The organism is Achromobacter sp. ISS7 (assembly GCF_056523125.1).
Window position 1 is genome coordinate 1,505,634 of the sequence record NZ_JAWRZD010000001.1, and the last position, 24,107, is coordinate 1,529,740.

Here is a 24,107-nt window from a genome sequence, read left to right on the forward strand (position 1 = left end):
GTCCTCAGGCGTTGACGACGCGGCTGTCGGCGGGAATCAGCACCTGCACGGCCTCGCCGGGCTGGAACTGCGCCACCATGTTGCCCGCGTGCAGTTCCACGCGGATCTCCGAGCCGTCCTGCAGCGCGATGCGGTAGGCGGTCTTGAAGCCCAGGTACTGGCGCCGCAGCACCTTGCCGGGCAGGGTGTTGGGCACGTAGGGCGCGGGCGCCATCAGGGCCAGTTCCTCGGGGCGCGCGATCAGCACCGAGCGGTCGGCCAGCGCGGCGCTGCCGAGAGTGCCGTCGAAGCCCAGTCCGCACAGTTCGTAGCGCACGTGGCCGGCGGGCGCGCCGGCCAGGCCGCCGCGCGCCGGCACGGGGATCACGTTGGCCGAGCCGATGAAGTCGGCCACATAGGCGTTGACCGGGGTGCCGTACAGGTCTTCCGGCGTGCCCAACTGGGCGATGCTGCCATGGTCCATGATGGCGATGCGGTCGGACATGGCCAGGGCTTCTTCCTGGTCATGGGTGACGAACACGGTAGTGATGCCGGCTTCGCGCACCAGGTCGAGGATGACGTCGCGCATCTGCAGGCGCATCTTGGCGTCCAGGTTCGACAGCGGCTCGTCCATCAGCAGCACGCGCGGCCGGATCACCAGGGCGCGGGCCAGGGCCACGCGCTGGCGTTGGCCGCCGCTCATCTGCGCCGGGTAGCGGTCGGCCAGCGCCGCCAGGCCGACCTTGTCGAGCGCCTCGTCGACGCGCCGCTTGATCTCGACGCGCGCCACGCCGCGGGCGCGCAGGCCGTAGGCGACGTTGTCGAACGCGGTCTTGTCGGGAAACAGCGCGTAGTCCTGGAACACCATGCCGATGTCGCGGCGGTGCGCGGACACGTGCGTGACGTCGTCCTGGTCGAACAGCAGGCGGCCGCCGTCGGGCGCGTAGAAGCCGGCGATGCAGCGCAGCAGGGTGGTCTTGCCGCAGCCGCTGGGTCCCAGCAGCGTGTAGAACGCGCCGTCGGGGATGTGCAGCGACAGGTCGCGCAGCACCTGCTGGCCGCCGAATGTCTTGATGATGCCGTCTACGGTGATCGATGCCATGAATGGTTCCTGCCTGGGATTGAGCGCATCATAGGAACGGCGCCGCGCCGCGACCAGCGGTGTTTTTTAAGGGCTGGCGTTAGATTTTCTAAGAGGTCGGCGGCGCCGCAATCCCCTAGAATGCGGCTCATAGCAACGGCGACGCCCCGCGCGGCGCCGGCAAAAACAGATGACAAGGGAAATCGTGGGAACACGCAGCAATGCCTTGCGCCAGGATGGCGCACGGGCGGGCGTCGCCTGAGATGGCGGGCCCGAGCCTGCCGCCGCTGAAAGCCTTGCGGGTATTCGAGGCCGCGGCGCGCCTGCGCAGTTTCACCGCGGCGGCCGACGAGCTGAGCATCACGCACAGCGCGGTCAGCCAGCAGATCCGCATCCTGGAGGACTACGTCGGCCAGCCGCTGTTCGCGCGCGAGGCCCGCGGCGTCACGCTGCTGCCGTGCGCGCAAGCGTATTTTCCCGAGGTCCAGGCTAGCCTGGAGCGCATCGCGGCGGCCACCGCCAAGCTGCGCTCGCCGGGCTATGGCGGCGTGCTGCGCGTCAGCGCCACGCCGTCGCTGACGATGAAATGGCTGATTCCGCGGCTGTCGGCCTTCCAGGCGCTGCATCCGGGCATTGACGTGCAGCTCACCACCCAGGGGCGTTCGTTCCTGGACCGCGGCGACGAGGCCGGCAGCGACGTGCTGATCCGCCATGGCTTCGTGGCGCACGCCGAGATGAGCTGCGTGCACTGCCTGGACGACTTCCACGTGCCGGTAGCCTCGCCGCGCTTCATCGAGCGCAACCGCCTGGCCACGCCGGCCGACTGCCTGGGGCATCCCTTGCTGAAAGTGGCCGGTGGCATGGACCACTGGCCGCGCTGGTTCGCGCTGGCCAAGGTGGACGTGCCGGCGCAGCTGCCCGGCCCGGTGTTCGATCATCAATTCCTGTGCATGCAGGCCGCCATGAACGACCTGGGCATCGCCCTGGCGCCGTGGTGCCTGCTGCAGGACGACCTGCGCGCGGACCGGCTGTGGCCGCTGTTCCTGCAGCCGCGCCTGCCCAACGCCGGCGTCCATGCGCTGTTCCGCCCGGACGCGCCGGCGGCGGCCGCGGCGCGCCATTTCATCGACTGGCTGGGCCGCGAGGCCGGCCATCCGCTACCCGAGCAATAGAAGGATTGCCCATGCAAGATTTCCAGAGCGACGCCGGCCTGCACTGGCGCGGTATCGAGCCGCCGCTGGCGCTGTCGGACTACAAGGTCATCGCCTTCGACATGGACTCGACCCTGATCGCCATCGAGACGCTGGACGAGATGGCCGATTTGATGGGGAAAAAGGCCGAGGTGGCCGCGCTGACGGAAGCCGCCATGCGCGGCGAGATCGTCGACTACAAGCAGAGCCTGCGGCAGCGCGTGGCGCTGCTGGCCGGCATGCCGGCCGAAGCGCTGGACGAGGTCTACGACCGGCGCCTGGCGCTCAACCCGGGCGTGGAGACGCTGATCGCCGCCTGCAAGGCCGCCGGGCTGTTCTGCCTGCTGGTGACGGGCGGCTTCACCTGCTTCACCGACCGGCTGCGGGTGCGCCTGGGGCTGGACGACGTGCGCGCCAACGTGCTGGAGATCGTCGATGGGCGGCTGACCGGCCGCCTGTTGCCGCAAGCCTGGGGCGACCTGTGCGACGGCGAGGAAAAGCGCCGCAAGCTGCTGGAAGTGTGCGCGGCGCTGGGCGTGGGGCCGGAGCGCGCCATCGCGGTGGGCGACGGCGCCAACGACCTGCCGATGCTGCGCACGGCCGGGCTGTCGGTGGCGTATCACGCCAAGCCGGCGGTGCGGCGCGAGGCCAGGGTGGCGATCGACCAGGGCGGGCTGGACCAGCTGTTGAAACTGTTCGGGGCCGGCGCGCCGACCTGAACCGTCCGGGCGGCGGCGCCAGGCGAGCCGCCGCGCCCTGGCCTCAGGCGCTGATCAGGCCCGGGATCTTCACGTCCGGATCGACGTCGGCCTCGTAGTCGACGCCGTCGATCTCGAACCCGAACAGGCGCAGGAAATCGCGCTTGTAGCCGGCGAAGTCGGTCAGTTCGTAGAGATTGGCCTGGGTGACCCGCGGCCATAGCGCCTGCACTTCGGCCTGCACGGCCGGGTCCAGTTCCGGGTAGTCGGCGCGCAGGCGGCCTTCGTCGTCCAGGATCGGCGCCGCGCCGCACAGGCTGTCGCGGTACAGGCCGTAGACCTGCTCGATACAGCCTTCGTGCGTGCCGTGTTGCTTCATGACCTTGAACAGCAGCGACAGGTACAGCGGCATCATCGGGATCGCCGAGCTGGCCTGCGTCACGACCGCCTTCAGCACCGACACGCGGGCGTCGCCGCCGCGCGCGGCCAGCCTGGCGCGGATGTCCAGCACCTTCTGGTCCAGGTCCTTCTTGGCCGCGCCGATCGAACCGTTCCAGTAGATGTCGTGGGTGATCTTCTCGCCCAGGTAGGTGAAGGCGGTGGTGGTGGCGCCCTCGGCCAGCACGCCGGCCTCGAGCAGGGCGTCGATCCACATCTGCCAGTCCTCGCCGCCCATCACCGCCACCGTGGCGTCGATCTCTTCCTGGGTGGCCGGTTCCAGCACCGATTCCTTGATGACTTCCTTGTCGGTGTCCAGGCCGCGCAGCGTGACCGCCTGGCCGACCGGCTTGAGGGTCGAGTTGAACACCGTGCCGCTGACCGGATGGGTGCGGCGCGGCGCGGCCAGGCTGTAGATCACCTGGTCGACCTGGCCCAGGTCCTGCTTGATGGCGGCGATGGTCTGGGCCTTGATGGCGTCGGAGAAAGCGTCGCCGTTGATGCTTTTGGCGTACAGGCCCTCGGCGCTGGCGAACTTGTCGAAGGCGGCGCTGTTGTACCAGCCCGGGGTGCCGGCCTTGGCGGCGTCGCCGGGGCGCTCGAAGAACACGCCCAGGGTCTGGGCGCCACAGCCGAAGGCGGCGCTGATGCGGGCGGCCAGGCCGTAGCCGGTGGACGCGCCGATCACCAGCACGCGCTTCGGTCCCCCGGCGATCGGGCCCTGGGCGCGGACGTAGTCGATCTGCTGCCTGACGTTGGCTTCGCAGCCGACGGGATGGGTGGTGACGCAGATGAAGCCGCGCACGCGGGGTTTGATGATCATGGAGACCTCGTTCTGGAAAAGCCGGGAGGGTGCCGCGCGCAGGCGGGAGACGCCCGGCATTGTACGGGAGCCCGCGCGCCGGCCGCCGGCCGGAGCAGCCTTTCCGTGACGCGGATCAGGCCGCGGCGGCGGCCCGGGCGCGGCCGCGGCGCCATTCCACCAGGCCGATGCCGATGCCGCTGGCGCAGATGATGGCGATGCCGAGCCAGGTCAGGGGATCGGGGAAGTGGTCCCACACCAGCCAGCCGACCGTGGTGGCGCTGATGATCTGCAGGTAGATGAAGGGCGCCAGCGTCGAGGCCGGCGCGCGGCGGTAGGCGGCGATCTGGAACAGGTGGCCCAGGCCGCCGGTGACGCCGGTGGAGATCAACAGGGTCCAGTCCAGCGGCGTCAGCGCCTGCAGCACCGGCAGGGCGGGCGGCAGGATGAAGGGCAGGGCCAGCGTCAGGCAGCCGGTGCCGACCGCGCCGCTCCAGATCAGCGAGGTGAACGGGTCGTCGCCGGCCACGCGGCGCGTGGCGATGAACTGGGCGGCGAAGCAACAGGCCGTCAGCAGGCCGAAAATGGTGCCGACCGGATGCAGGCCGCCGCCCGGCCGGATGACGATGATGACGCCGATGAAGGCGATGCCGGCGGCGACGAAGCGCGACATGCGCGCCGGTTCCTTCAGGATCCACGGCGCCAGCGACAGCACCAGCAGCGGCGCCAGGAAGTTGATGGCGGTGGCCTCGGCCTGGGGGATGTAGCTGAGCGTGGTGAAGAACATCAGCGTGGCCAGGAACATCGAGCCGCCGCGCAGGAGCTGTTCGCGCGGCTTGTTGCTGCGCAGGATGCCGATGCCGCGCGTCGGCAGCACCAGGGCCAGCACCAGCACCAGGTGCACGGCGTAGCGGAACCACGACAGCACCAGCAGCGGCACCCCCGCGTTCATGACCCATTTGCCGCTGGCGTCCAGGCAGGACAGCGTCCACATCGACAGCACCAGCAACAGGATCCCGACGAGCGGGCCGCTGGCGGCGGGACGCGGGCGACCGGTATCGGCCGGGGACATGGACAGGCTCCTTGTGCGCTAGGGGGCCGTGGGCGGGGCCACGGGGCGGCTGACATGATACGCTCATCGCGGCAGGGGGAAAGGTTCATGATCGAACTACGCAATATAGAAACGTTTTTCTGGGTCGCCACGCTGGGCAGCTTTCGCGCCGCGTCCGACAAACTCAACACCACGCAGCCGGCGGTCTCGCAACGCATCGCCTCGCTCGAGGCCGACCTGGGCGTGCGCCTGTTCGAGCGCGACGCGCGCGGCGTCAAGCTCACCGGCAAGGGCCATGAACTGCTGTCGCACGCCGAGCGCATGCTGCAGGTGCGGCGCGACATGTTCGAGGCCGCGCGCGAGCAGAACGTGATGACGGGCACGGTGCGCATCGGCGTGGCCGAGACCATCGTGCAGACCTGGCTGCCGACGCTGATCGAGCTGGTGCACGCCTCGTATCCGGCGCTGGTGCTGGAGATCGAGGTCGACACCACGCACGTGCTGCGCTCGCACCTGATGGCGCGGCAGATCGACCTGGCCTTCCTGATGGGGCCGGTGCTGGAGGCGCGGGTCGAGAACCTGCCGCTGTGCACCTATCCGCTGGCCTGGGTCGCCAGTCCCTTGCTGGACCTGGGGCCCGAACCCCTGACGCTGGAGCGCATCGCGCGGCTGCCGATCGTGACCTATCCGTCCAACAGCGCGCCGTACCGCGTGGTGCGCGACATGCTGACGCGCGCCGGCGTGGTCTCGCCGCGCATGTACGGCAGCGCCTCGATGTCGATGGTGGTGCGGATGACGCAGGACTGCATCGGCACCAGCGTCATCGCGCCGGTGTTCCTGGGCAAGGAACTGGCGCGCGGCGAACTGCGCATCCTGCAGGTCGACGCGGATCCGCTGCCCGAACTGAGCTTCACGGCGACGTGGGTGCAGGGCCCGGACAGCCATGCCGTGCGCGTGATCGCGCAGATGGCGCAGAAGGTCGCGGCGCAGGCCGGCGACGGCGCGCCAGCCTAGCTCGACGGTCGGCGCGAAGACGCCTGCGGCGCGTTCCGGGGACGCGGCGGGCGCACCCCGCCACCTAGGTGTTTTCCCCAGCAGATGCCGCGCGCGGCGGCCCGGGCCTGCGCCGCAGGCCCTCTGCGCAAGCCTGCCAATATCGCGCCAGGCCGCATGGTTGCTGGCTTTGCGGCCGACCGGCCGGTTGAGCGCAGGCAGACCCAAGAAATATTTATACCCCCACATCGCAACTTACGATTGGACGCTGGACGCCCCTGACGCTGCAATGGCGGCACATCAAGAAGATCGCCTGCCTCGACAGGCCCCGGGGGAAATCGTTTGCTCCTCTGACGTACCGATTCTTACCCGCGCGCTCAAGGTAACGGGGACCCGCGCGCGCCAGACCATCCCGCCAGCCAGGAGTTTCGTCCATGAAGAAGTCGCTCGCTCTCGCCGCCGTCGCCGCCAGCCTGTTGGCCGGCGCCGCCCAGGCGCAAGACCTGCCCAAGACCCACCTCAAGGTGGTGGGCGGCCTGTCCAACCTGACCGCCTACAACGATTACGAAAAGCCGTTCTGGACCAAGACCATCCCGGAACTGTCCAAGGGCCAGGTCACGGCGGACATCAAGGGCTTCAACGAAATGGGCCTGAAGGGCCCGGAGCTGCTGCGCCTGATGTCGACCGGCGTGGTCGAGTTCGGCACCGCCACGCTGTCGTACTTCGCCAGCGACAACCCGATCAACGAAGCCATCGACCTGGCCGGCCTGGCGCCGGACGTGAAGACGGCGCGCGAGGTGACCAACGCCTTCGAGCCGGTCTATGCGCGCCTCTACGGCGAGGGCAGCAACGTCAAGCTGCTGGGCATCTCGACCTATCCGGCGCAGGTGCTGTTCTGCAACGCCGAGATCAAGGGCCTGGCCGACATCAAGGGCAAGAAGGTCCGCACCAGCAGCCGCACCACGGCCGAGTTCGTGGAAGCGCTGGGCGGCTCCAGCGTCACCATGGCGTTCGGCGAAGTGGTGCCGGCGCTGCAGAACAAGGTGGTCGATTGCGCCATCACCGGTTCGCTGTCGGGCTACTCGGCCAAGTGGTACGAAGTCTCGACCCACCTGGTGGCGCTGCCGATCAACTGGAACCAGCAGATCCACGCCGTCAACCAGAAGGCCTGGGACAAGCTCGATCCGAACGTGCGCACCTTCCTGCAGGCCAACGTCAAGACGCTGGTCGACAACATCTGGGACGCCGCGGCGCGCCAGACCCAGGAAGGCTATGACTGCAACACCGGCGCGGCCGCGTGCCCGTTCCCGGTCAAGGGCAAGATGGTGCTGGTGCAGCCGTCGGACGCCGACCGCGAACTGCTCAAGAAGGTGACGCAGGAAGCCGTGCTGCCCAAGTGGGCCGCGCGTTGCTCGGCGCAGTGCGTCAAGGACTTCAACGCCACCGTCGGCAAGACGCTGGGCGTGACCGCCAGCAAGTAAGCAGGACGGCGCGCCGCCGCTGGCGGCGGCGCGCCCGCGATTCATCATCGAGGCCGCATCCGGCCGCAGAGGTTTTCCCATGACCCGAACCGAACACTTCCGCCTGCTGGGCGGGCTGCTGCGTCGCGCCGAGACATTCTCGCGCGTCGCGGTGTGGGCGGGCGGCGCGCTGACCATCGCCAGCGTGCTGCTCATTTCCTTCGACGTGCTGGCCCGCAAGTTCCTGGGCTTCAACACTGGCGGCGCGGACGAACTGTCCAGCTACGCCTTCGCCATCAGCACCTCGTGGGCGCTGGCCTTCGCCACCCTGCAACGCGCCAACGTGCGGGTGGACGTGCTCTACCAGAAGCTGCCGGTGCGCCTGTCGGCCGTGCTGGACTGGATTTCCATGGTGGCCCTGGCGGTCTTCATGGTGTTCCTGACCTATTACGCCTATGAAGTGGTGCAGATGTCGTGGGCGCAGAAGTCGGCCGCCAACACGCCGCTGGCCACGCCGCTGTGGATTCCGCAAGGCTTGTGGCTGCTGGGCCTGGCCTGGATGTGCATCACGGTCGCCTTGATGCTGGCGCGCGCCTCGGCCGCGCTGGTGACGGGCGACATCGAGCTGGTCAAGGAAATCTGCGGCGTCCGTTCCGCGCAGGAAGAAGCCGACGAAGAAGCCGCCGCCGGCGAGCGCATGGTCAAGGGAGCCACCGCATGATCGCCACTGCCCTGACTCTGCTGCTGGTGCTGATCGGCCTGTCGATCCCCGTGGGCGCGGCCCTGGGGGTGCTGGGCCTGATCCTGGACCCGATGTTCTCGATGCTGCCGCTGTCGCGCGCGATCGGCGAAATCTCCTGGAGCACCAACAACGAATTCCTGCTGGTCGCCATCCCGCTGTTCATCATGCTGGGCGAGGTGCTGCTGCGGGCCGGCTTCGCCGAGCGCATGTATGGCGCCATGAGCCTGTGGCTGTCGTGGCTGCCGGGCGGCCTGATGCACGCCAACATCGGCGCTTCGACGCTGTTCTCGGCCACTTCCGGCTCCAGCGTGGCCACCGCCGCGACCGTGGGCACGGTGGCGATTCCGCAGATCCGCAAGTATGGCTACAACGAGCCGCTGTTCCTGGGCAGCCTGGCCGCCGGCGGCACGCTCGGCATCCTGATCCCGCCGTCGATCAACCTGGTGATCTACGGCGTGCTGACCAACTCGTCGGTGCCCAAGCTGTACCTGGCCGGCATCATCCCGGGCTTCGCCATGGCGGCGCTGTTCATGCTGACGGTGGTGATCGCCTGCGTGGCCAAGCCGTCGTGGGGCGGCAAGAAGATCCAGGCGACCTGGGGCCAGCGCTTCGCCAGCCTGGTGCACCTGGCGCCGCCGATGGCCATCTTCCTGCTGGTGGTGGGCTCGATCTACGCCGGCCTGGCCACGCCGACCGAGGCCGCCGCGCTGGGCGTGCTGGGCGCCCTGATCCTGGCCGCCTGGTTCCGCCGGCTGACCTGGACCATGCTGCGCGAGGCGATGGAAGGCACCATGCGCTCGACCGCGATGATCATGCTGATCGTGGTGGCCGCCAGCTTCCTGAACTTCGTCATGTCGGCCACCGGCCTGACCGACGCGCTGACCCAGTCCATCACCGGGCTGGGCCTGTCGCCGGGCTGGATGCTGCTGATCGTGATCGTGTTCTACCTGGTGCTGGGCTGCTTCATGGAGACGCTGTCGATGATGATCACGACCATCCCCATCGTCGCGCCCATCATGATCGCGCTGGGCTACGACCCGATCTGGCTCGGCATCATCATCATCATCCTGGTCGAGGCCGCGTTGATCACGCCGCCGGTGGGGCTGAACCTGTTCGTGGTGCAGAGCCTGCGCAAGAGCGGCTCGATGAGCGCCGTGATCACCGGCAGCCTGCCGTTCGTGCTGGCGATGTTCGTGATGCTGGCGCTGCTGGCGTGGTGGCCCGACCTGGCCTTGTGGCTGCCGCGGGTGTTCGGCTAGCGCGCCGGTCCCGCAACCGTTGCGGGCGCGGCTGACGGCCGCGCCCATTTTTCCCCGTTTTCCTCCGCAGGACTTTTCATGAAAGCCGTATTCCAGATCGAAGCCGATTCCCCCCGCCAGGTCGAGGTGGACTTCAACACCCTCATCGTGGCGGGCTGGGCCGGCCGCGACATCGCCGCCATCGAGCACCACATCGAGGAACTGGCCGCCATCGGCGTGCCGCGTCCCACCAGCGTGCCGCTGTACTACCGCATCGCCGACAACCAGCTGACCCAGGCCGAACGGGTGCAGGCCGTGGGCGGCGATTCGTCGGGCGAGGTCGAGACCTTCGTGTTTTCGGCGGATGGCGAGATGTACGTCAGCATCGCCTCGGACCACACCGACCGCAAGCTGGAGACGGTCAGCGTGGCCATGTCCAAGCAGGTCTGCGTCAAGCCGGTGGCGACGCGCGCCTGGCGCCTGGCCGACGTGGCCGACTACTGGGATGAACTGGTGATCCGTTCGTACATCGTGGAGAACGGCGCCGAGGTGCTGTACCAGGAGGGCCCGCTGGCTTCGCTGCGCACGCCGCAGGACCTGATCGCCGGCTACACCGGCGGCGCCGCGACGCTGCCCGAAGGCGCGGGCATGACCTGCGGCACCGTCGGCGCCATCGGCGGCATCCGCCCGTCGGCCGAATTCACCATGGAACTGTTCGATCCGCGCCGCCAACGCAGCCTGCGCCACCGGTATCATGTCGAGATCCTGCCGGTGGTGGCCTGACGCCCGGCAGGCGCCCTGATTGCCATGACGCGCCCCGGGCGGGGCGCGCCGGTCCAACACTTTCTCATGCCGCCACGCGGCCCCCTGGAACCGTATGCTTTCGACCCTGAACGACCTGACCGCCGCCCTGAACGACGGCCGCACCACTTCCGTTGAACTGACCGAGGCCGCCCTGGCGCGCGCCGCGGATCCGGCCGGCGAGGGCGCCCGCGCCTTCACCCGCCTGTACGCCGAATCGGCGCTGGCCCAGGCGCGCGCCTCGGACATGCTGCGCGCCGCCGGCATCGTGCGTTCGGCCATCGAGGGCCTGCCGATCAGCATCAAGGACCTGTTCGACATCGAGGGCGAGACCACCATGGCCGGTTCGGTGGCGCGCGAGGGCGAGCCCGCCGCCGACGCCAACGCCGAAGTGGTGCAGCGCCTGATCGCCGCCGGCGCGGTTATCATCGGCCGCACCAACATGACCGAATTCGCCTATTCGGGCCTGGGCATCAACCCCCATTACGGCACCCCGCTGAACCCGTGGGACCGCGCCACCGGCCGCATCCCCGGCGGTTCGTCGTCGGGCGCCGCGGTCTCGGTGAGCGACGGCATGGCGGTGGCCGCCATCGGCTCGGACACCGGCGGCTCGGTGCGCATCCCGGCCGCGCTGTGCGGCTTGACCGGCTTCAAGCCCAGCGCCTGGCGCGTGTCGATGGAAGGCGTGCTGCCGCTGTCGGCCAACCTGGACTCCATCGGCCCGATCGCCGCCAGCGTGCGCTGCTGCGCCGAGCTGGACGCCATCCTGTCGGGCGAGGGCGGTCCGGTGCCGGACGCGCTGCCGCTGCGCGGCCTGCGCCTGGCGGTGCCCAAGACGTTGGCGCTGGACGCCATGGACAAGCACGTGTCCGACACGTTCGCGCGCACCGTGGCGCGGCTGGTCGCGGCTGGCGCCCTGGTCGACGAGATCGCCATCCCCGAATTCGCTGAACTGGCCGGCATCAACGCCAAGGGCGGCTTCACCGCCGCCGAGGCCTGGGCCTGGCACCGCGACCTGATCGCCCGCGCCGGCAAGCGCTACGATCCGCGCGTGGTGTCGCGCATCATGCGCGGCAAGGACATGGGCGCCGCCGATTACCTGGACCTGCTGGACGCGCGCGAAGCCTGGGTCGCCTCCGTCGACCGCCGCATCGCCGGCTACGACGCGCTGATCCTGCCGACCACGCCGATCGTGGCGCCGGCCGTGGCCGACCTGACGGCCTCGGATGAAGCCTACTACGCCGCCAACGGCCTGATCCTGCGCAATCCCACGCTGATCAACTTCCTCGATGGCTGCGCGCTGTCGCTGCCTTGCCACGCCGCCGGCAGCGCGCCGGTCGGCCTGATGATCGCCGGCAGCAACGGCGCCGACCGCCGCATCCTGGCCATCGGCCTGGCGGTTGAGGAAATGCTGGCGGGCTGAGCCCGCGCCGGGGCCGCGCTCCGTCGCGGCCCGCGTCGGCCTGCGGCCGGCAAGGGGCGACCGTTTTGGCGCCGCGCAGGCGGGCAGGGCGGTGTTTTCCGCCATATCGGAACCGTCCCCCTGACGCTACCATCGGGGCTGGACATGCCGCGCAACGGGGCAGGATTCGGGCGCCATGATAGATCTGCGCAATATCGAGACGTTTTTCTGGGTGGCCACGCTGGGCGGCTTTCGCGCCGCGGCCGAAAAGCTCAACGCCACCCAGCCGGCGATTTCCCAGCGCATCGCGTCGCTGGAGTCGGACCTGGGCATCCGCCTGTTCGACCGCGACGTGCGCGGCATCAAGCTCACCGGCAAGGGCCAGGAACTGCTGTCGCACGCCGAGCGCATGCTGCAACTGCGTCGCGACATGCAGGAAGCGGCGCGCGCCAAGAGCGTGATGAGCGGCACCCTCAGGCTGGGCGTGTCCGAGACCATCGTGCACACCTGGCTGCCGACGCTGATGGAATACCTGCACGACACCTATCCGGCGCTGATGGTCGAGATCCAGGTGGACACCACCACGGTACTCAAGACCCAGCTCGCCTCGCGCCAGATCGACCTGGCGTTCCTCCTGGGGCCGATGGAAGAGCCGCGCATCGAGAACCTGTACCTGTGCAATTACCCGCTCAGCTGGGTTGCGAGCCCCAAGCTGAAGGTGGGGCGCCAGCCCATCAGCCTGAAGCGGCTGGGGGAATGGCCGGTCATCACCTATTCGTCCACCACCGATCCGCACCGCGCGGTGCGCCAGCTGCTGCAGCAGGCCGGCGTGGACGCGCCGCGCATGTACGGCAGCTCGGCGCTGAGCGTGATCGTGCGCATGGCGCTCGACGGCATCGGCACCGCCGTGATCGCGCCGGTCATCCTGCGCAAGGAACTGACCCAGGGCGAACTGCGGATACTGGACGTCAAGGCGCCAGCGCTGCCGCCGCTGCACTACACCGCTTGCTGGATGCAGGGCCCCGACAGCCAGGTGCCGCGCACCGTGGCCGAGGCCGCCCAGCACATTGCGCGAGAAGAAGCGCTGCGCCATCCGGCAAAACCCTGATAAGGAATTCTGATCGGGGTCTATCGCAACATGTGATTAGACGCGGGCCCCGAGTTCCTGTGCAATGTCTCCATACCAACACTGGCTTCAGGGGAATGGACATGGCATTGGATTCGGCGGCCCGCAACAGCGTGGAACTGGCGCGTCGCGCAAGGCTCGACGCCCGCAGCGGCAAACTGACCGGCCCCACGGCCAACCTGGCGCCGGGGCACGTGCAGGCCAACCTGGCGATCCTGCCGCGCGCGCTGGCGGCGGATTTCCTGCATTTCTGCCAACGCAATCCCAAGCCGTGCCCGTTGCTGGCCATGTCCGAGCCGGGCGATCCGTCCTTGCCCGACCTGGGCCAGGACATCGACATCCGCAGCGACATTCCGCGCTACCGCGTCTGGCACAACGGCGAGCTCGTGGCCGAGCCCACCGACGTGCGCGACCTGTGGCGCGACGACCTGGTGTCGTTCCTGATCGGCTGCTCGTTCTCGTTCGAGGAAGCGATGCTGGACAACGGCCTGCCGGTGCGCCACATCGAGCAGGGCTGCAACGTGCCGATGTACCGCACCAATATCCCGACCCACGCCGCCGGTGTCTTCGGCGGCCCGCTGGTGGTGTCGATGCGGCCCCTGAAGGCCGCCGATGCCATCCGCGCCATCCAGGTGACATCGCGTTTTCCCTCGGTGCACGGCGCGCCGGTGCACATCGGCGACCCGGCATTGATCGGGATTGCCGATATCGATCGGCCGGACTATGGTGACGCGGTGGAGATCCGCGCCGGCGAGATGCCGGTGTTCTGGGCCTGCGGCGTGACGCCGCAATCGGTGGTGGCCGCCGTGCGCCCCGATTTCTGCATCACCCACGCGCCCGGGCACATGCTGGTCACCGACCTGGTCAACAGCCGCATGGCCATCCTGTAGGCCGCGCTTCGATTCTCAGTCAACCGTCAGCGGAAAACCGCTAGAAATCACAGTCTTCACGCAATAGCAGCACCGTTACAAAGCGTCCGCAGCCGGACGCGTCAGCAGCTTTGGTTTTGCCTCCAGAAAGATCCATGACAGGACAAGGGGAAAAGGCGACAAAAGTTCAAGATCCACCGCCCGCCGGACTAGCGACGGGTGGCGGGTCGCCGCAGGCCCGGATTTTCCGGGCCCGGGGCCGCACGCCCCGCATTTTGCATTGCTTTCACAGTGGAATTTCTCCAGGAGTCTGGTAATGAAGATGAAGCTCATTGCGGGTGTCGCCGCGAGTCTGGCGCTGTTGGCCGCCGCGCCGACGCAGGCGCAGGTCAAGACCGTGAAAATCGGCGCGATCTATCCCCTGTCCGGCGCGCTGGCGTCCACCGGCGCCGAAATCAAGGCCGCGGTCGAACTGGCCGTGGATATCGTCAATAACCCGCATCCCGAACTCGAAGGGATCCCGCTGGCCGCGGGCGCCGGGTTGCCGGCGCTGGGCGGCGCCAAGATCGAGGTCGTGTTCGGCGATTCGCAGGGCAAGCCCGAAGTCGGCCTGGCCGACGCGCAGCGCCTGATCGACCAGGAAAAAGTGGTGGCCCTGACCGGCGCCTACCAGTCGGCCGTCACCAAGACCGCCAGCCGCATCGCCGAGCAGCGCGGCATTCCCTACCTGAACGGCGAGTCCAGCAGCCCGGACCTGACCGAGCGCGGCTACAAGTGGTTCTTCCGCACCTCGCCCAACGACGATACCTTCGTCGAGAACATGATGCAGTTCCTGGACGGCGTGAAGGGCACGCCCACCGCCAAGATCGCGGTGGTGTACGAGAACACGGACTTCGGCGTCAACACCTACAAGGCGGTCGAGAAGTTCGCCAAGCAGTACAAGCGCGAAGTGGTGGCCAACATCGCCTACAGCGCCGGCTCGGCCTCGGTCACCGCCGAAGTGCAGAAGCTGGCCGCGGCCAAGCCCGACGTGGCGATCTTCGCCAGCTACACCTCGGACGCCATGCTGTTCGTGCGCACCATGCGCGAAAGCAAGTACGCGCCGCCGGTGCTGCTGGCCAACGACGCCGGCTTCATCGACTCGCGCTTCGTGCAGGAAGTGGGCCCGCAGGTGCAGGGCGTGCTGACGCGCGACGTCTGGGGCAACGACGTGGCCGCCGCCAAGGCCGGCCTGTAGAAGATCAACGACATGTACAAGGCCAAGACCGGCAAGGACCTGAACGGCAACAACGCCCGTTCGATGCAAGGCGTGCTGGTGCTGGCCGACGCCATCAACCGCGCCGGCTCCACCGATCCGGAAGCGATCCGCAAGGCGCTGGCGGCCACCGACCTGGGCGAGTCGCAAGTGGCCATGCCCTGGGCCGGCGTGAAGTTCGATGACAAGGGCCAGAACACCAAGGGTTCGGGCCTGATCCTGGAACTGAAGGGCTCGTCCTACCAGACGGTGTGGCCGGAAAAGTACCGCACCGACAAGACGCTGCCCACGCTGCCGTTCTCCTGGAAGTAATCATCAGCCGTGGCGGGCCGCGGGGGCCCGCCACAGGAGCACTCCATGTTTGAAGCTCTCTCGGCAGGCCTGTTCAACGGCCTGATCTATGCCGCGGTGGCTGTGGGGCTGGCGCTGATATGGGGCATCACCGACGTCATCAACTTCGCCCATGGCGAATTCCTGATGCTCGGCATGTATGCCGCCTATTGGCTCTACACCCTGGGCCACATCGACCCCACGCTATCGGCGCCCCTGGTCGCCATCGTGCTCGCCTTCGTCGGTTTCCTCACTTATGCGCTGATCATCAGGCGCCTGCAGAAAGGTCCCGCCATGGCGGTGATCCTGGCCACGTTCGGCCTGGGCCTGGTGCTGCGGCAACTGGCGTTCATCGCCTTCAGCCCGGACTACCGCAGCCTGCCCGACACCTTGGTGTCCGGCAGCGTCACGGTGGCCGGCATCTCGCTGGGCCGTCCGCAGGTGGTGACCGGCCTGATCGCGCTGGTGGTGGTGGCCGCGCTGTTCGTGCTGGTGTACCGCACGCGCTGGGGCCATGCGCTGCAGGCGGTGGCCGAAGACCGCCAGGTGGCGGCGCTGGTCGGCATTTCGCCGGACCGCGTCAACGCCCAGGTCTGGATGCTGGGCAGCGCCGCGGTCGGCCTGGCCGGCGCGCTGCTGACCACGTTCTTCTACGTGTTTCCCTCGGTGGGCACGGTGTTCGGCCTGCTGGCCTTCGTGGCGGTCTGCATGGGCGGCTTCGGCTCGCTGCCGGGCGCCTTCATCGCCGGCATCCTGATCGGGATCATCGAGGCCATGACGGGCTACTTCGTGGCGCCCGCGCTGAAGACGGTCAGCGTCTTCATCCTCTTCATCCTGGTTCTCTGGTATCGGCCACGCGGCCTGTTCGGGCGGTGGTGACATGACGACGACACAGAAAAAGGACGGCGCGGCCTCGGGCGTGCCGAAGTGGCCGGTGGCCGTGGCGCTGGCGGCGGCGGTGCTGCTTGCGCTGGTGCCGCTGGTGGTGACCGACTCGTTCACGCTGCAGGTGCTGCTGCTGGCCATCATGTTCGGCGCGCTGGGCGCGTGCTGGAACCTGGTGGGCGGTTTTCTCGGGCGCATCTCGTTCGGCCACGCGGTGTTCGTGGGCGTCGGCGGCTACACCACGCTGCTGCTGCTGCATCACCTGAAGCTGACGCCGCTGCTCGGCATTCCGCTGGGCGGCCTGATCAGCGCGGCGCTGGCCTGGCTGGTGGGCGGGCCGACGCTGCGCCTGTCCGGCCACTATTTCGCCATGGCCACCATCGCGCTGCTGCAGATCGGGCTGCTGCTGATGATCAACTGGGATTGGGCCGGCGGCGCCGTCGGGCTGGAGGCGCCGATCGGCGACGCCGCCTGGATGCTGCTGTTCCGCAGCAAGGTGCCGTACTACTGGATCGCGGTGGGGCTGGCGTTCCTGACCTTCTGCGCCACGTACTTCCTGGTGCATTCCAAGACCGGCTTCTACTGGCGCGCCATCAACGGCGACGAGGCGGCTTCGCGCAGCCTGGGCGTGCCGGCGGACCGCTACAAGATGCTGGCGTTCGTGATGTCGGCCGGCATGACCGGGGTGTGGGGCGGCTTCTTCGCCATGTACGTGGGTTTCATCGATCCCGAATCGATGTTCAGCCTGACGATGTCGGTGCAGGTGGTGCTGGTGGCCATCCTGGGCGGCGTCGGCACGCTGGTCGGCCCGTGGCTGGGCGCGGCGGTGCTGCTGCCGCTGTCGGAAGGCACGCGGGTGCTGTGGGGCAGTTCGGGCCTGGGCCTGGACCTGCTGATTTTCGGGTTGGCGATCCTGCTCGTCACCTTGTTCCTGCCAGGCGGTCTGGTGACATTGAGGAGGCGCCGTGGCTCTGCTCGACGTTAAGAACCTGACCAAGCGCTTCGGCGGCCTGGTCGCCAACAAGGACATTTCGCTGTCGGTCGAGGCGGGCGAGATCGTCGCCATCATCGGCCCCAACGGCGCGGGCAAGAGCACGCTGTTCAACGGCCTGGTGGGCCATCACGAGCCGACCTCGGGCACGGTGGCGTTCGCCGGCGAGTCCATGATCGGCCGGCGGCCGGAGCAGGTCGCGGCGATGGGCCTGGTGCGCACCTACCAGATCCCGCGCAGCTTCGGCCAGATGACGGTGCTGGAGAACGCCATGGTTGGCGCGCTGCTGCGCCATCCGCGCCTGCCGGACGCGCGCCGCGCCTCGGCGCGGGTGCTGGAGCTGGTGGGGCTGGCCGATCGCGCCGACACGCTGGCGGCCGAATTGAACGTGGCGGGGCAGAAGCGGGTCGAGCTGGCGCGCGCGCTGGCGACCGAACCGCGCATGCTGCTGCTGGACGAAGTGGCCGGCGGCCTCAATCCGGCCGAGGCCATCGCGCTGGCGGAGATCCTGCGCGGCATCCACGCCGCCGGGGTCACGCTGATCATCGTCGAGCACGTGCTGGAGGTGGTGATGCGGCTGGCGCAACGGGTGCTGGTGTTGAACTTTGGCCAGATGATCGCGGAAGGGGCGCCCCAGGACATCGTGCGCCATCCCGCCGTGATCGAGGCTTATCTGGGGAGGAAGCACCGTGCCTGACGTGATGTTGAAGGTCGACAACCTGAGCGTGGCCTATGGCGGCGTGCAGGCCGTGCGCGACGTGTCGCTGGAAGTGCGCCAGGGGGAAATCGCCGCGCTGCTGGGCGCCAACGGCGCCGGCAAGTCCAGCACGCTGCTGGCCATCATCGGCTCGGTCAAGCCCAAGGAAGGCCGCGTCGTCTTCGAAGGACGCGACATCACGGGAACACCGCCGGACCAGCTGGTCAAGCAGGGCATCGCCATGATTCCGGAGGGCGCGCGGGTGTTCGCGCGCCAGCCGGTCGAGCAGAACCTGCGGCTGGGGGCGTACACCGTGCGCGACGAACGCGTCTACCAAGAGCGGCTGGACAAGGTCTACGCGCTGTTTCCGCGCCTGAAAGAGCGCCGGGAGCAGCTCGCCGGCACCATGTCCGGCGGCGAACGGCAGATGCTGGCGATCGGCCGCGCCCTGATGAGCGGGCCGCGGCTGCTGCTGATCGACGAGCCCAGCCTGGGCCTGTCGCCGCTGCTGGTCGAGCAGGTGTTCGACGCCCTGGCCGCGCTGAACCGCGACGACGGCCTGTCGGTGCTGCTGGTCGAGCAGAACATGACGCAGGCGCTGGAAGTGGCGTCGCGCGCCTACGTGATGCAGAGCGCCCGCATCGCGCTGTCGGGTGATGCGGCCGAGCTGGCGGCGTCGGACGAGGTGCGCAAGGCGTATCTGGGGATGTAGCCCGCCGACCGGTGTCCTCGCCGGACGAAAAAAAGCCCGTCGCGCGAGCGACGGGCTTTTTGATATGCGGCCGGGGGCGGGCCGTAAGTCGCGAAGGACTTAGAAGATGTGGCGGATGCCCACGCCTGCGCCCAGCTGGCTGGTGCGGCCGGCGATTTCACCGGTGGCGGCGTCACGGACCTTGTTGTAGTCCACGGTGCCGTACACCTGGGTGCGCTTGGACAGCGCGTACTCGGCCACGGCCACCAGGGCGTAGCGCTTGCCCTTGTCGCCGTCTTCGACCACGTTCTTGCTCTGGTCGAAATAGGCGGCGCCGGTCAGGGCCCAGCGCGGGGTGGCCTGCCAGGTCACGCCGGCGAAGTAGCCGTTGTCCTTGCGGTCGAGCTGGGCGGTGGTGGTGCCACCCATGACGGCGTTGACCCAACCGGTCTGGTCGCGGCCATTGAAGTAGCCGGCGAAGACCTTGGCGCTTTCGAACTGGTACGAGGCGCTGAAGTTCCAGACGCGCTGGCGCAGATCGGAATCGTTGCCTTCGTAGGTGTTCTGGTACGCGGCGCCCAGGCCCAGCTGGCCGACGGTGTAGCGCAGGCTCACGCCCATTTGCTGGCCGGCCTTGCGGTCGGACCACTTTTCACCGTTGGACCATTGGGCGATCACGTTCAGGTCGCCCAGCGTGTTCGAGTAGCGGACGCCGTTGTTGTTGCGCACGCGGCCCATGGCGGCGGGCAGCCACGAGTTTTCGTTGTAGTTACCGACCGTCAGCGGGTCGAAGTAGTCGGCCATCAGGTCCTGGATCACCGTGTTCTGCAGACCCAGGGTCAGCGCGCCGATCTTGCCGCCGTCCAGGCCGACGTAGGCCAGGCGGTTGAACGTCTTGCCCGAGCTGGACGAGTTGCCGTTCTGCACGTTGAAGCCTTGCTCCAGGCGGAAGAAGGCGCGGTTGCCGTCGCCCAGGTCTTCCGAGCCGCGCAGGCCCCAGCGGCTGTTGGAGATGGCGCCGTTTTCCATCGAGATGCGGCTGCCGTCCTGCCCCGTCGAGCCGGAGCTGGTGTTGACGTAGCGCATGCTGACGTCGGCGATGCCGTACAGGGTGACGCTGGTTTCCGCCGAAGCGGCGCCGGCCAGGCCGAGACCTGCGACAGCGAGCGAGAGGGTGATGCGTTTCACGAAGGCTTCTCCTAATGTTTCTGTTCTTTGCGTACGCCGGGCTTGTGACTCGACGGGATGCGCCTGGCGGTTCGCCCGGAGCGGGGCCGCTGCACCGACGCCAGGGGTTGGCGCGGGTCCGGAGCGTTGGCCCTGGGTGCGTTCATGCGCCATCTTGGTGCGCACTGGAACGCCACGGGGATTCTAAAAAAGTTACGGCTTGTGTAGTGCGTTTATCTTTTTCGCGTTTTCCCTGGGTTTACAGAATGGCAAAAAAGGCGATTGTTGGAACAATCAAAAGATTGTTCCAAAAAAAACCCCGTTGCGAGAACGGGGTTTCCGGGGCGCGGTGATGACATCACAGCGTCATGTGCAGCGGCAGCCACGTGGCGATGCCGGGCACCAGGTACAGCAGCAGCACGGCCAGGATCATCAGGAAGAACATCGGCAGCGACGCGCGCGCGATGTAGGGCAGTTCGCGCCCGCTCATGCCGGACAGCACGAACAGATTGAAGCCCACCGGCGGCGTGATCTGTGCCATTTCCACAACGAAAACGATGAAGATGCCGAACCAGATCAGGTCGATGCCGGCGGCCTGGACCGTTGGCAGCAGCACGCCCATGGTCAGCACCACGATGGAGATGCCGTCCAGGAAGCAGCCCAGCACGATGAAGAACACCATCAGCGCCATGATCAGGCCGAACTGCGACAGGCCCAGCCCGCCGATCCACTCGGCCAGCGCCCGCGGCAGGCCGATGTAGCCCATCGCCAGCGTCAGGAACTGCGCACCCGCCAGGATCAGCGCGATCATGCAGTACAGCCGGGTGGCGCCCAGCAGCGACTGCATGAAGGCGCCGCGGTTCAGCGACCCCTGCAGCGCCGACAGGATCAGCGCGCCGACCACCCCCACCGCGGCGGCCTCGGTGGCCGTGGCAATGCCGGTGTAGATCGAGCCCAGCACGGCGCCGATCAGCAGCATCACCGGGATCAGGTGGCGCGAGCGCGACAGCTTCTCGCGCAGCGTCAGGCCGGGGTCGGCCGCCGGCACTTCATCGGGGTTGCGGATCGCCCACCAGGCGATGTAGCCCATGAACAGCAGCGCCAGCAGGATGCCCGGCACGATGCCCGCGATGAACAGCTTGGCGATCGACACGTCCGCCGCCACGCCGTAGACGATCATGATGATCGACGGCGGGATCAGCAGCCCCAAGGTGCCGGCGCCCGAAAGCGTGCCCAGGATCTTCGATTCGGGGTAGCCGCGGCGCGTCAGTTCGGGAATGGTCATCTTGCCGACGGTGGCGCAGGTGGCCGCCGACGAGCCCGACACCGCCGCGAAGATGGCGCAGCCGATCACGTTGGTGTGCAGCAGCCGGCCAGGCAGCCGGTTGAGCCACGGCGCCAGGCCCTTGAACAGGTCCTCGGACAGACGCGTGCGGAACAGGATCTCGCCCATCCACAGGAACAGGGGCAGGGCGGTCAGCGTCCAGCTGGACGAGGCGCCCCAGATCGTGACGGCCATGGCGTCGCCGGCGGGCCGGCTGGAGAAGATCTCCATGCCGATCCAGGCGGTGCCCGCCAGCGTCAGGCCGACCCAGACGCCGCATCCGAGCAACGCGAAGATCGAGACGACCAGCAGGGTAATGACGAGAAGTTCATTCATGGGTTTGCTGCGAGGAGGCGGCGGCCAGGCCGCGTGAACGGCGTACCAGCTCATCGAGCAGGGCGACCAGGAACAGGACCGTGCCCACGGCCATGCTGAGCTGGGGTATCCACAGCGGCGTGGCGTCGTTGGACGTGGAGATGTCGTTGAACTGCCAGGAGTCGTAGGCCAGCTTGACGCTGAAGAACGCGAACGCGGCCGCCAGCAGGCAACCCATCGTCAGCGCGAAAATATCCAGGCGGCGACTGCGAGCGGGCGACAGCGAGTTCAGCAGCAACGTCACGCGGATGTGTTCGCCGTGCTTGAAGGTGCTGGCCAGCGCCAGGAAGCCCGCCGCGGCCATGAAATACCCGGCATAGGCGTCGGTGCCGGGAATGTTCAGGCCGAGTTGGCGGGCGATGATGGCGGCCAGCACCGCCACCAGCACGCCGATCGTGCACAGGCCGGCCAGCAGGCCGGCCGCGCCGTAAAGTCCATCCAGAAAGCGGCGCATGGTCGTATCACTGCTTCCGGTAGGCGTCGATCATGGCCTGGCCATCGGCGCCGGCCTTCTTGAGCCAGTCATCCAGCATGCGCTTGCCGATCACCGACAGGCCTTCCTTGAGCTCGACCGTGGGCTTGATCGTCTCCATGCCGTTCTTGGCCAGCTCTTCCTGGTACCACTTGTTCTTTTCCTGCGACAGCTTCCAGCCGCGTTCTTCGGCCTGCGCGCCAGCCTTCTTCAAGGCTTCCTGGGTGGCCGGGTCGAGCGCCTCGAAGGCCTTCTTGTTGACGATCACGGCGTTCTTGGGCAGCCAGGCCTGGGTGTCGTAGAACTTCTTGATGTACTCGTAGGTCTTGGTGTCGTAGCCGGTCGAGGCTGACGACATGTACGAGTCGATCACGCCGGTGGCCAGGGCCTGCGCCAGTTCGGCCTGCTGCACCGTCACCGGCTGGGCGCCGACCAGTTCGGCGATCTTGGCCGTCACCGGGCTGTAGGCGCGCCACTTCAAGCCCTTCATGTCGCTGATCTGCTTGATGTCCTTGTTGGCGAACACGCCCTGGGGCGGCCAGGCCACCGCGTACAGCAGCGTCATGCCCTGCGAATTCAGCTTCTTTTCCAGGAACGGCTTCTGCGCCTGGTACAGCTTGAACGACGCGTCGTAGCCGGTCGCCAGGAAGGGCAGGCCGTCCAGTTCGTAGATCGGGTCTTCGTTGGCGAAGTTGGTCAGCAGGATCTCGCCGATCTGGGCCTGGTTGCCTTGCACCGCGCGCTTGATTTCAGGCGCCTTGTAGAGCGAGGCGTTGTTGTGCAGCGTGATCTTGAGCTTGCCTTCCGACAGCGTGTCGACGTCCTTGATGAAGGTGGTCAGGTTTTCGACGTGGAAGTTGCTGGCGGGGTAGGCGCTGGGCAGGTCCCACTTGGTCTGGGCCTGGGCGCCGGCGCTGAACGCCACGATGAGGCTGCCGGTCAACAGCGAGAGCTTCTTGAACATGATGGTCCTTCTTTGCGAATGATGAGTGCGGGACTGGCCCGGTAGGCATTGCGAAAAAAGCGCGTGGCGTGGCATGACGCGTCGCTGAAAAGCCGTGCCATTCTATGTTGCCTCTCGGTCACAAAGTGCCTGTAACCGCGTGTTTACGGGTAATTCCTAGGCTGGCGTGGGCAGAATGATTGAAGATTGAAATAGTGTGCCCACGGGCCGGACGATGCCTTGCGGCAACGTCGTTTTCTTCTAAGATCTTGTCATCGCAGTCGTGTCGCAGAGGGTCGTGTGAATTTCGTGTTTCGTCGTGATGAGTTGCTGGTCGAGGAAGCGACCAGCGTGTTGCCCGACCTGGACGCCTGTGTGCGCGCCGGGCTCGGGGCCGAGGCCTTGCAGCCGGTGTGGGCCGCGCCCGAATCGCCGGCCCGCGCCGCGCATGTCGAGCCGGGCATCGAGGCGCCGCATGGCTACGCCTTCAAGAAGCTGCGGTCGTTGTTCGGGGTGCTGGACGAGGAACGCATGGCCCTCACGGGCCGCGCCTACCAGATCGCCGAATGGGCTCGCACCCACCGTTTCTGCGGCGCCTGCGGCACGCCCACCACCCGCGTCAGCGGCGAGTTCTGCCAGCGCTGCCCGGCCTGCGGCTTCTCGGCCTATCCGCGCATTTCGCCGGCCATGATGGTGCTGATCCGCAAGGGCGACAGCATCCTGCTGGCCCGTCACACCGCCAATGCCACCGGGCGCTACACGGCGCTGGCCGGCTTCGTCGAGCCGGGCGAGAGCATCGAGCAGACGGTGCATCGCGAGGTGCTGGAAGAGGTCGGCCTGAAGGTCGGCAACCTGAAGTACTTCGGCAGCCAGTCCTGGCCGTTCCCGCATTCGCTGATGGTGGCCTATACGGCCGAGTACGTGTCGGGCGACATCCGCGTGCAGGAAGACGAGATCGCCGACGCGCGCTGGTTCGGTCCGGGCGACCCGATGCCCGAGATCGCGGCGCGCATCTCCATCGCCGGTTCGCTGATCCGCGCGCACCTGCCGGCGGGCTGGGACGCGCCTTGATGCCTTGGCGGCCAGGCGGCGGCCGCGCGCCGGCGC

The 24,107-nt window shown here is 67.9% G+C and carries 22 protein-coding genes and 1 pseudogene; 16 read left to right on the forward strand and 7 right to left on the reverse strand.

The features are described from left to right. Positions 1-4: 4 nt before the first annotated feature. Positions 5-1,081 (reverse strand): ABC transporter ATP-binding protein, encoded by a 1,077-nt coding sequence (locus AC1HFW_RS07010; protein WP_479282423.1) that lies wholly within the window; start codon positions 1,079-1,081, stop codon positions 5-7. Between the two features lie 242 nt (positions 1,082-1,323). On the opposite strand from AC1HFW_RS07010, the gene AC1HFW_RS07015 reads away from it, so the two are divergent. Next, on the forward strand, positions 1,324-2,232 hold the full coding sequence (locus AC1HFW_RS07015; RefSeq protein ID WP_479282424.1) for a LysR substrate-binding domain-containing protein: 909 nt from the start codon (positions 1,324-1,326) through the stop codon (positions 2,230-2,232). An 11-nt stretch (positions 2,233-2,243) separates the two neighbouring features. Continuing rightward, positions 2,244-2,969 carry a phosphoserine phosphatase SerB gene (gene serB / locus AC1HFW_RS07020; protein ID WP_006394729.1) on the forward strand — a complete coding sequence of 242 codons (726 nt, stop codon included), beginning with the start codon at positions 2,244-2,246 and terminating at the stop codon, positions 2,967-2,969. A 43-nt stretch (positions 2,970-3,012) separates the two neighbouring features. On the opposite strand, the gene fabV is transcribed toward serB, so the two are convergent. Both fabV and AC1HFW_RS07030 read right to left on the reverse strand, forming a co-directional pair. Continuing rightward, positions 3,013-4,209 carry an enoyl-ACP reductase FabV gene (gene fabV / locus AC1HFW_RS07025; protein ID WP_479282426.1) on the reverse strand — a complete coding sequence of 399 codons (1,197 nt, stop codon included), beginning with the start codon at positions 4,207-4,209 and terminating at the stop codon, positions 3,013-3,015. A 115-nt stretch (positions 4,210-4,324) separates the two neighbouring features. Further along, the gene (locus AC1HFW_RS07030; RefSeq protein ID WP_006394731.1) at positions 4,325-5,260 is read right to left on the reverse strand and encodes a DMT family transporter; all 936 of its coding nucleotides are present in this window, start codon (positions 5,258-5,260) and stop codon (positions 4,325-4,327) included. 87 nt (positions 5,261-5,347) lie between these two features. Here AC1HFW_RS07030 and AC1HFW_RS07035 point away from each other — a divergent pair, with 87 nt between their 5' ends. The 13 genes and pseudogenes from AC1HFW_RS07035 (at position 5,348) to AC1HFW_RS07095 (ending at position 18,740) form a co-directional block, all read left to right on the forward strand. Next, entirely contained in the window at positions 5,348-6,253 is a 906-nt protein-coding gene (locus AC1HFW_RS07035; RefSeq protein ID WP_006394732.1) for a LysR family transcriptional regulator, read from the forward strand. 413 nt (positions 6,254-6,666) lie between these two features. Then, the gene (locus tag AC1HFW_RS07040; RefSeq protein WP_006394733.1) at positions 6,667-7,713 is read left to right on the forward strand and encodes a TRAP transporter substrate-binding protein; all 1,047 of its coding nucleotides are present in this window, start codon (positions 6,667-6,669) and stop codon (positions 7,711-7,713) included. Positions 7,714-7,792: 79 nt separating this feature from the next. Next, positions 7,793-8,413 carry a TRAP transporter small permease subunit gene (locus tag AC1HFW_RS07045; protein ID WP_006394734.1) on the forward strand — a complete coding sequence of 207 codons (621 nt, stop codon included), beginning with the start codon at positions 7,793-7,795 and terminating at the stop codon, positions 8,411-8,413. Continuing rightward, the gene (locus AC1HFW_RS07050; RefSeq protein WP_241073941.1) at positions 8,410-9,693 is read left to right on the forward strand and encodes a TRAP transporter large permease; all 1,284 of its coding nucleotides are present in this window, start codon (positions 8,410-8,412) and stop codon (positions 9,691-9,693) included. Before AC1HFW_RS07045 ends, AC1HFW_RS07050 begins: the two co-directional genes overlap by 4 nt. 78 nt (positions 9,694-9,771) lie before the next feature. Further along, positions 9,772-10,455, forward strand: a complete 684-nt coding sequence (locus tag AC1HFW_RS07055; RefSeq protein ID WP_116521534.1) for a DUF2848 domain-containing protein — start codon at positions 9,772-9,774, stop codon at positions 10,453-10,455. 94 nt (positions 10,456-10,549) lie between these two features. Beyond that, positions 10,550-11,896 carry an amidase gene (locus AC1HFW_RS07060; protein WP_479282427.1) on the forward strand — a complete coding sequence of 449 codons (1,347 nt, stop codon included), beginning with the start codon at positions 10,550-10,552 and terminating at the stop codon, positions 11,894-11,896. Positions 11,897-12,071: 175 nt separating this feature from the next. Further along, entirely contained in the window at positions 12,072-12,983 is a 912-nt protein-coding gene (locus AC1HFW_RS07065; RefSeq protein ID WP_061071383.1) for a LysR family transcriptional regulator, read from the forward strand. Between the two features lie 101 nt (positions 12,984-13,084). Continuing rightward, a complete protein-coding gene (locus AC1HFW_RS07070; RefSeq protein WP_061074340.1) occupies positions 13,085-13,891 on the forward strand; it encodes a putative hydro-lyase in 807 nt (268 codons plus the stop codon). Positions 13,892-14,186: 295 nt separating this feature from the next. After that, positions 14,187-15,437, forward strand: a pseudogene (locus AC1HFW_RS07075) (ABC transporter substrate-binding protein). 45 nt (positions 15,438-15,482) lie between these two features. Further along, a complete protein-coding gene (locus tag AC1HFW_RS07080; protein ID WP_116521538.1) occupies positions 15,483-16,334 on the forward strand; it encodes a branched-chain amino acid ABC transporter permease in 852 nt (283 codons plus the stop codon). 1 nt (position 16,335) lies between these two features. Further along, complete coding sequence (locus tag AC1HFW_RS07085; protein WP_054477404.1) at positions 16,336-17,325, forward strand: branched-chain amino acid ABC transporter permease; 990 nt, start codon at positions 16,336-16,338, stop codon at positions 17,323-17,325. After that, the gene (locus AC1HFW_RS07090) at positions 17,306-18,028 is read left to right on the forward strand and encodes an ABC transporter ATP-binding protein (RefSeq protein ID WP_054502654.1); all 723 of its coding nucleotides are present in this window, start codon (positions 17,306-17,308) and stop codon (positions 18,026-18,028) included. The genes AC1HFW_RS07085 and AC1HFW_RS07090 overlap by 20 nt, the downstream gene beginning before the upstream one ends. 4 nt (positions 18,029-18,032) lie before the next feature. Further along, complete coding sequence (locus AC1HFW_RS07095; RefSeq protein WP_006394744.1) at positions 18,033-18,740, forward strand: ABC transporter ATP-binding protein; 708 nt, start codon at positions 18,033-18,035, stop codon at positions 18,738-18,740. 99 nt (positions 18,741-18,839) lie between these two features. Here AC1HFW_RS07095 and AC1HFW_RS07100 read toward each other — a convergent pair whose 3' ends face one another. The 4 genes from AC1HFW_RS07100 to AC1HFW_RS07115 all read right to left on the reverse strand — a co-directional run bounded on the left by AC1HFW_RS07100 (position 18,840) and on the right by AC1HFW_RS07115 (position 23,021). Further along, positions 18,840-19,907, reverse strand: coding sequence for a porin (locus tag AC1HFW_RS07100; protein ID WP_061071381.1), 1,068 nt, complete (start codon positions 19,905-19,907; stop codon positions 18,840-18,842). Between the two features lie 337 nt (positions 19,908-20,244). Further along, entirely contained in the window at positions 20,245-21,546 is a 1,302-nt protein-coding gene (locus tag AC1HFW_RS07105; protein WP_479282430.1) for a TRAP transporter large permease, read from the reverse strand. Beyond that, entirely contained in the window at positions 21,539-22,039 is a 501-nt protein-coding gene (locus AC1HFW_RS07110; RefSeq protein WP_479282432.1) for a TRAP transporter small permease, read from the reverse strand. Before AC1HFW_RS07110 ends, AC1HFW_RS07105 begins: the two co-directional genes overlap by 8 nt. Before the next feature lie 7 nt (positions 22,040-22,046). Continuing rightward, positions 22,047-23,021: a TRAP transporter substrate-binding protein gene (locus tag AC1HFW_RS07115; protein WP_061071378.1), complete on the reverse strand. Its 975-nt coding sequence runs from the start codon at positions 23,019-23,021 to the stop codon at positions 22,047-22,049. A 279-nt stretch (positions 23,022-23,300) separates the two neighbouring features. Between AC1HFW_RS07115 and nudC the strand changes: the two genes are divergently transcribed. Then, a complete protein-coding gene (gene nudC, locus AC1HFW_RS07120; protein WP_479282434.1) occupies positions 23,301-24,071 on the forward strand; it encodes an NAD(+) diphosphatase in 771 nt (256 codons plus the stop codon). Positions 24,072-24,107: the final 36 nt, after the last annotated feature.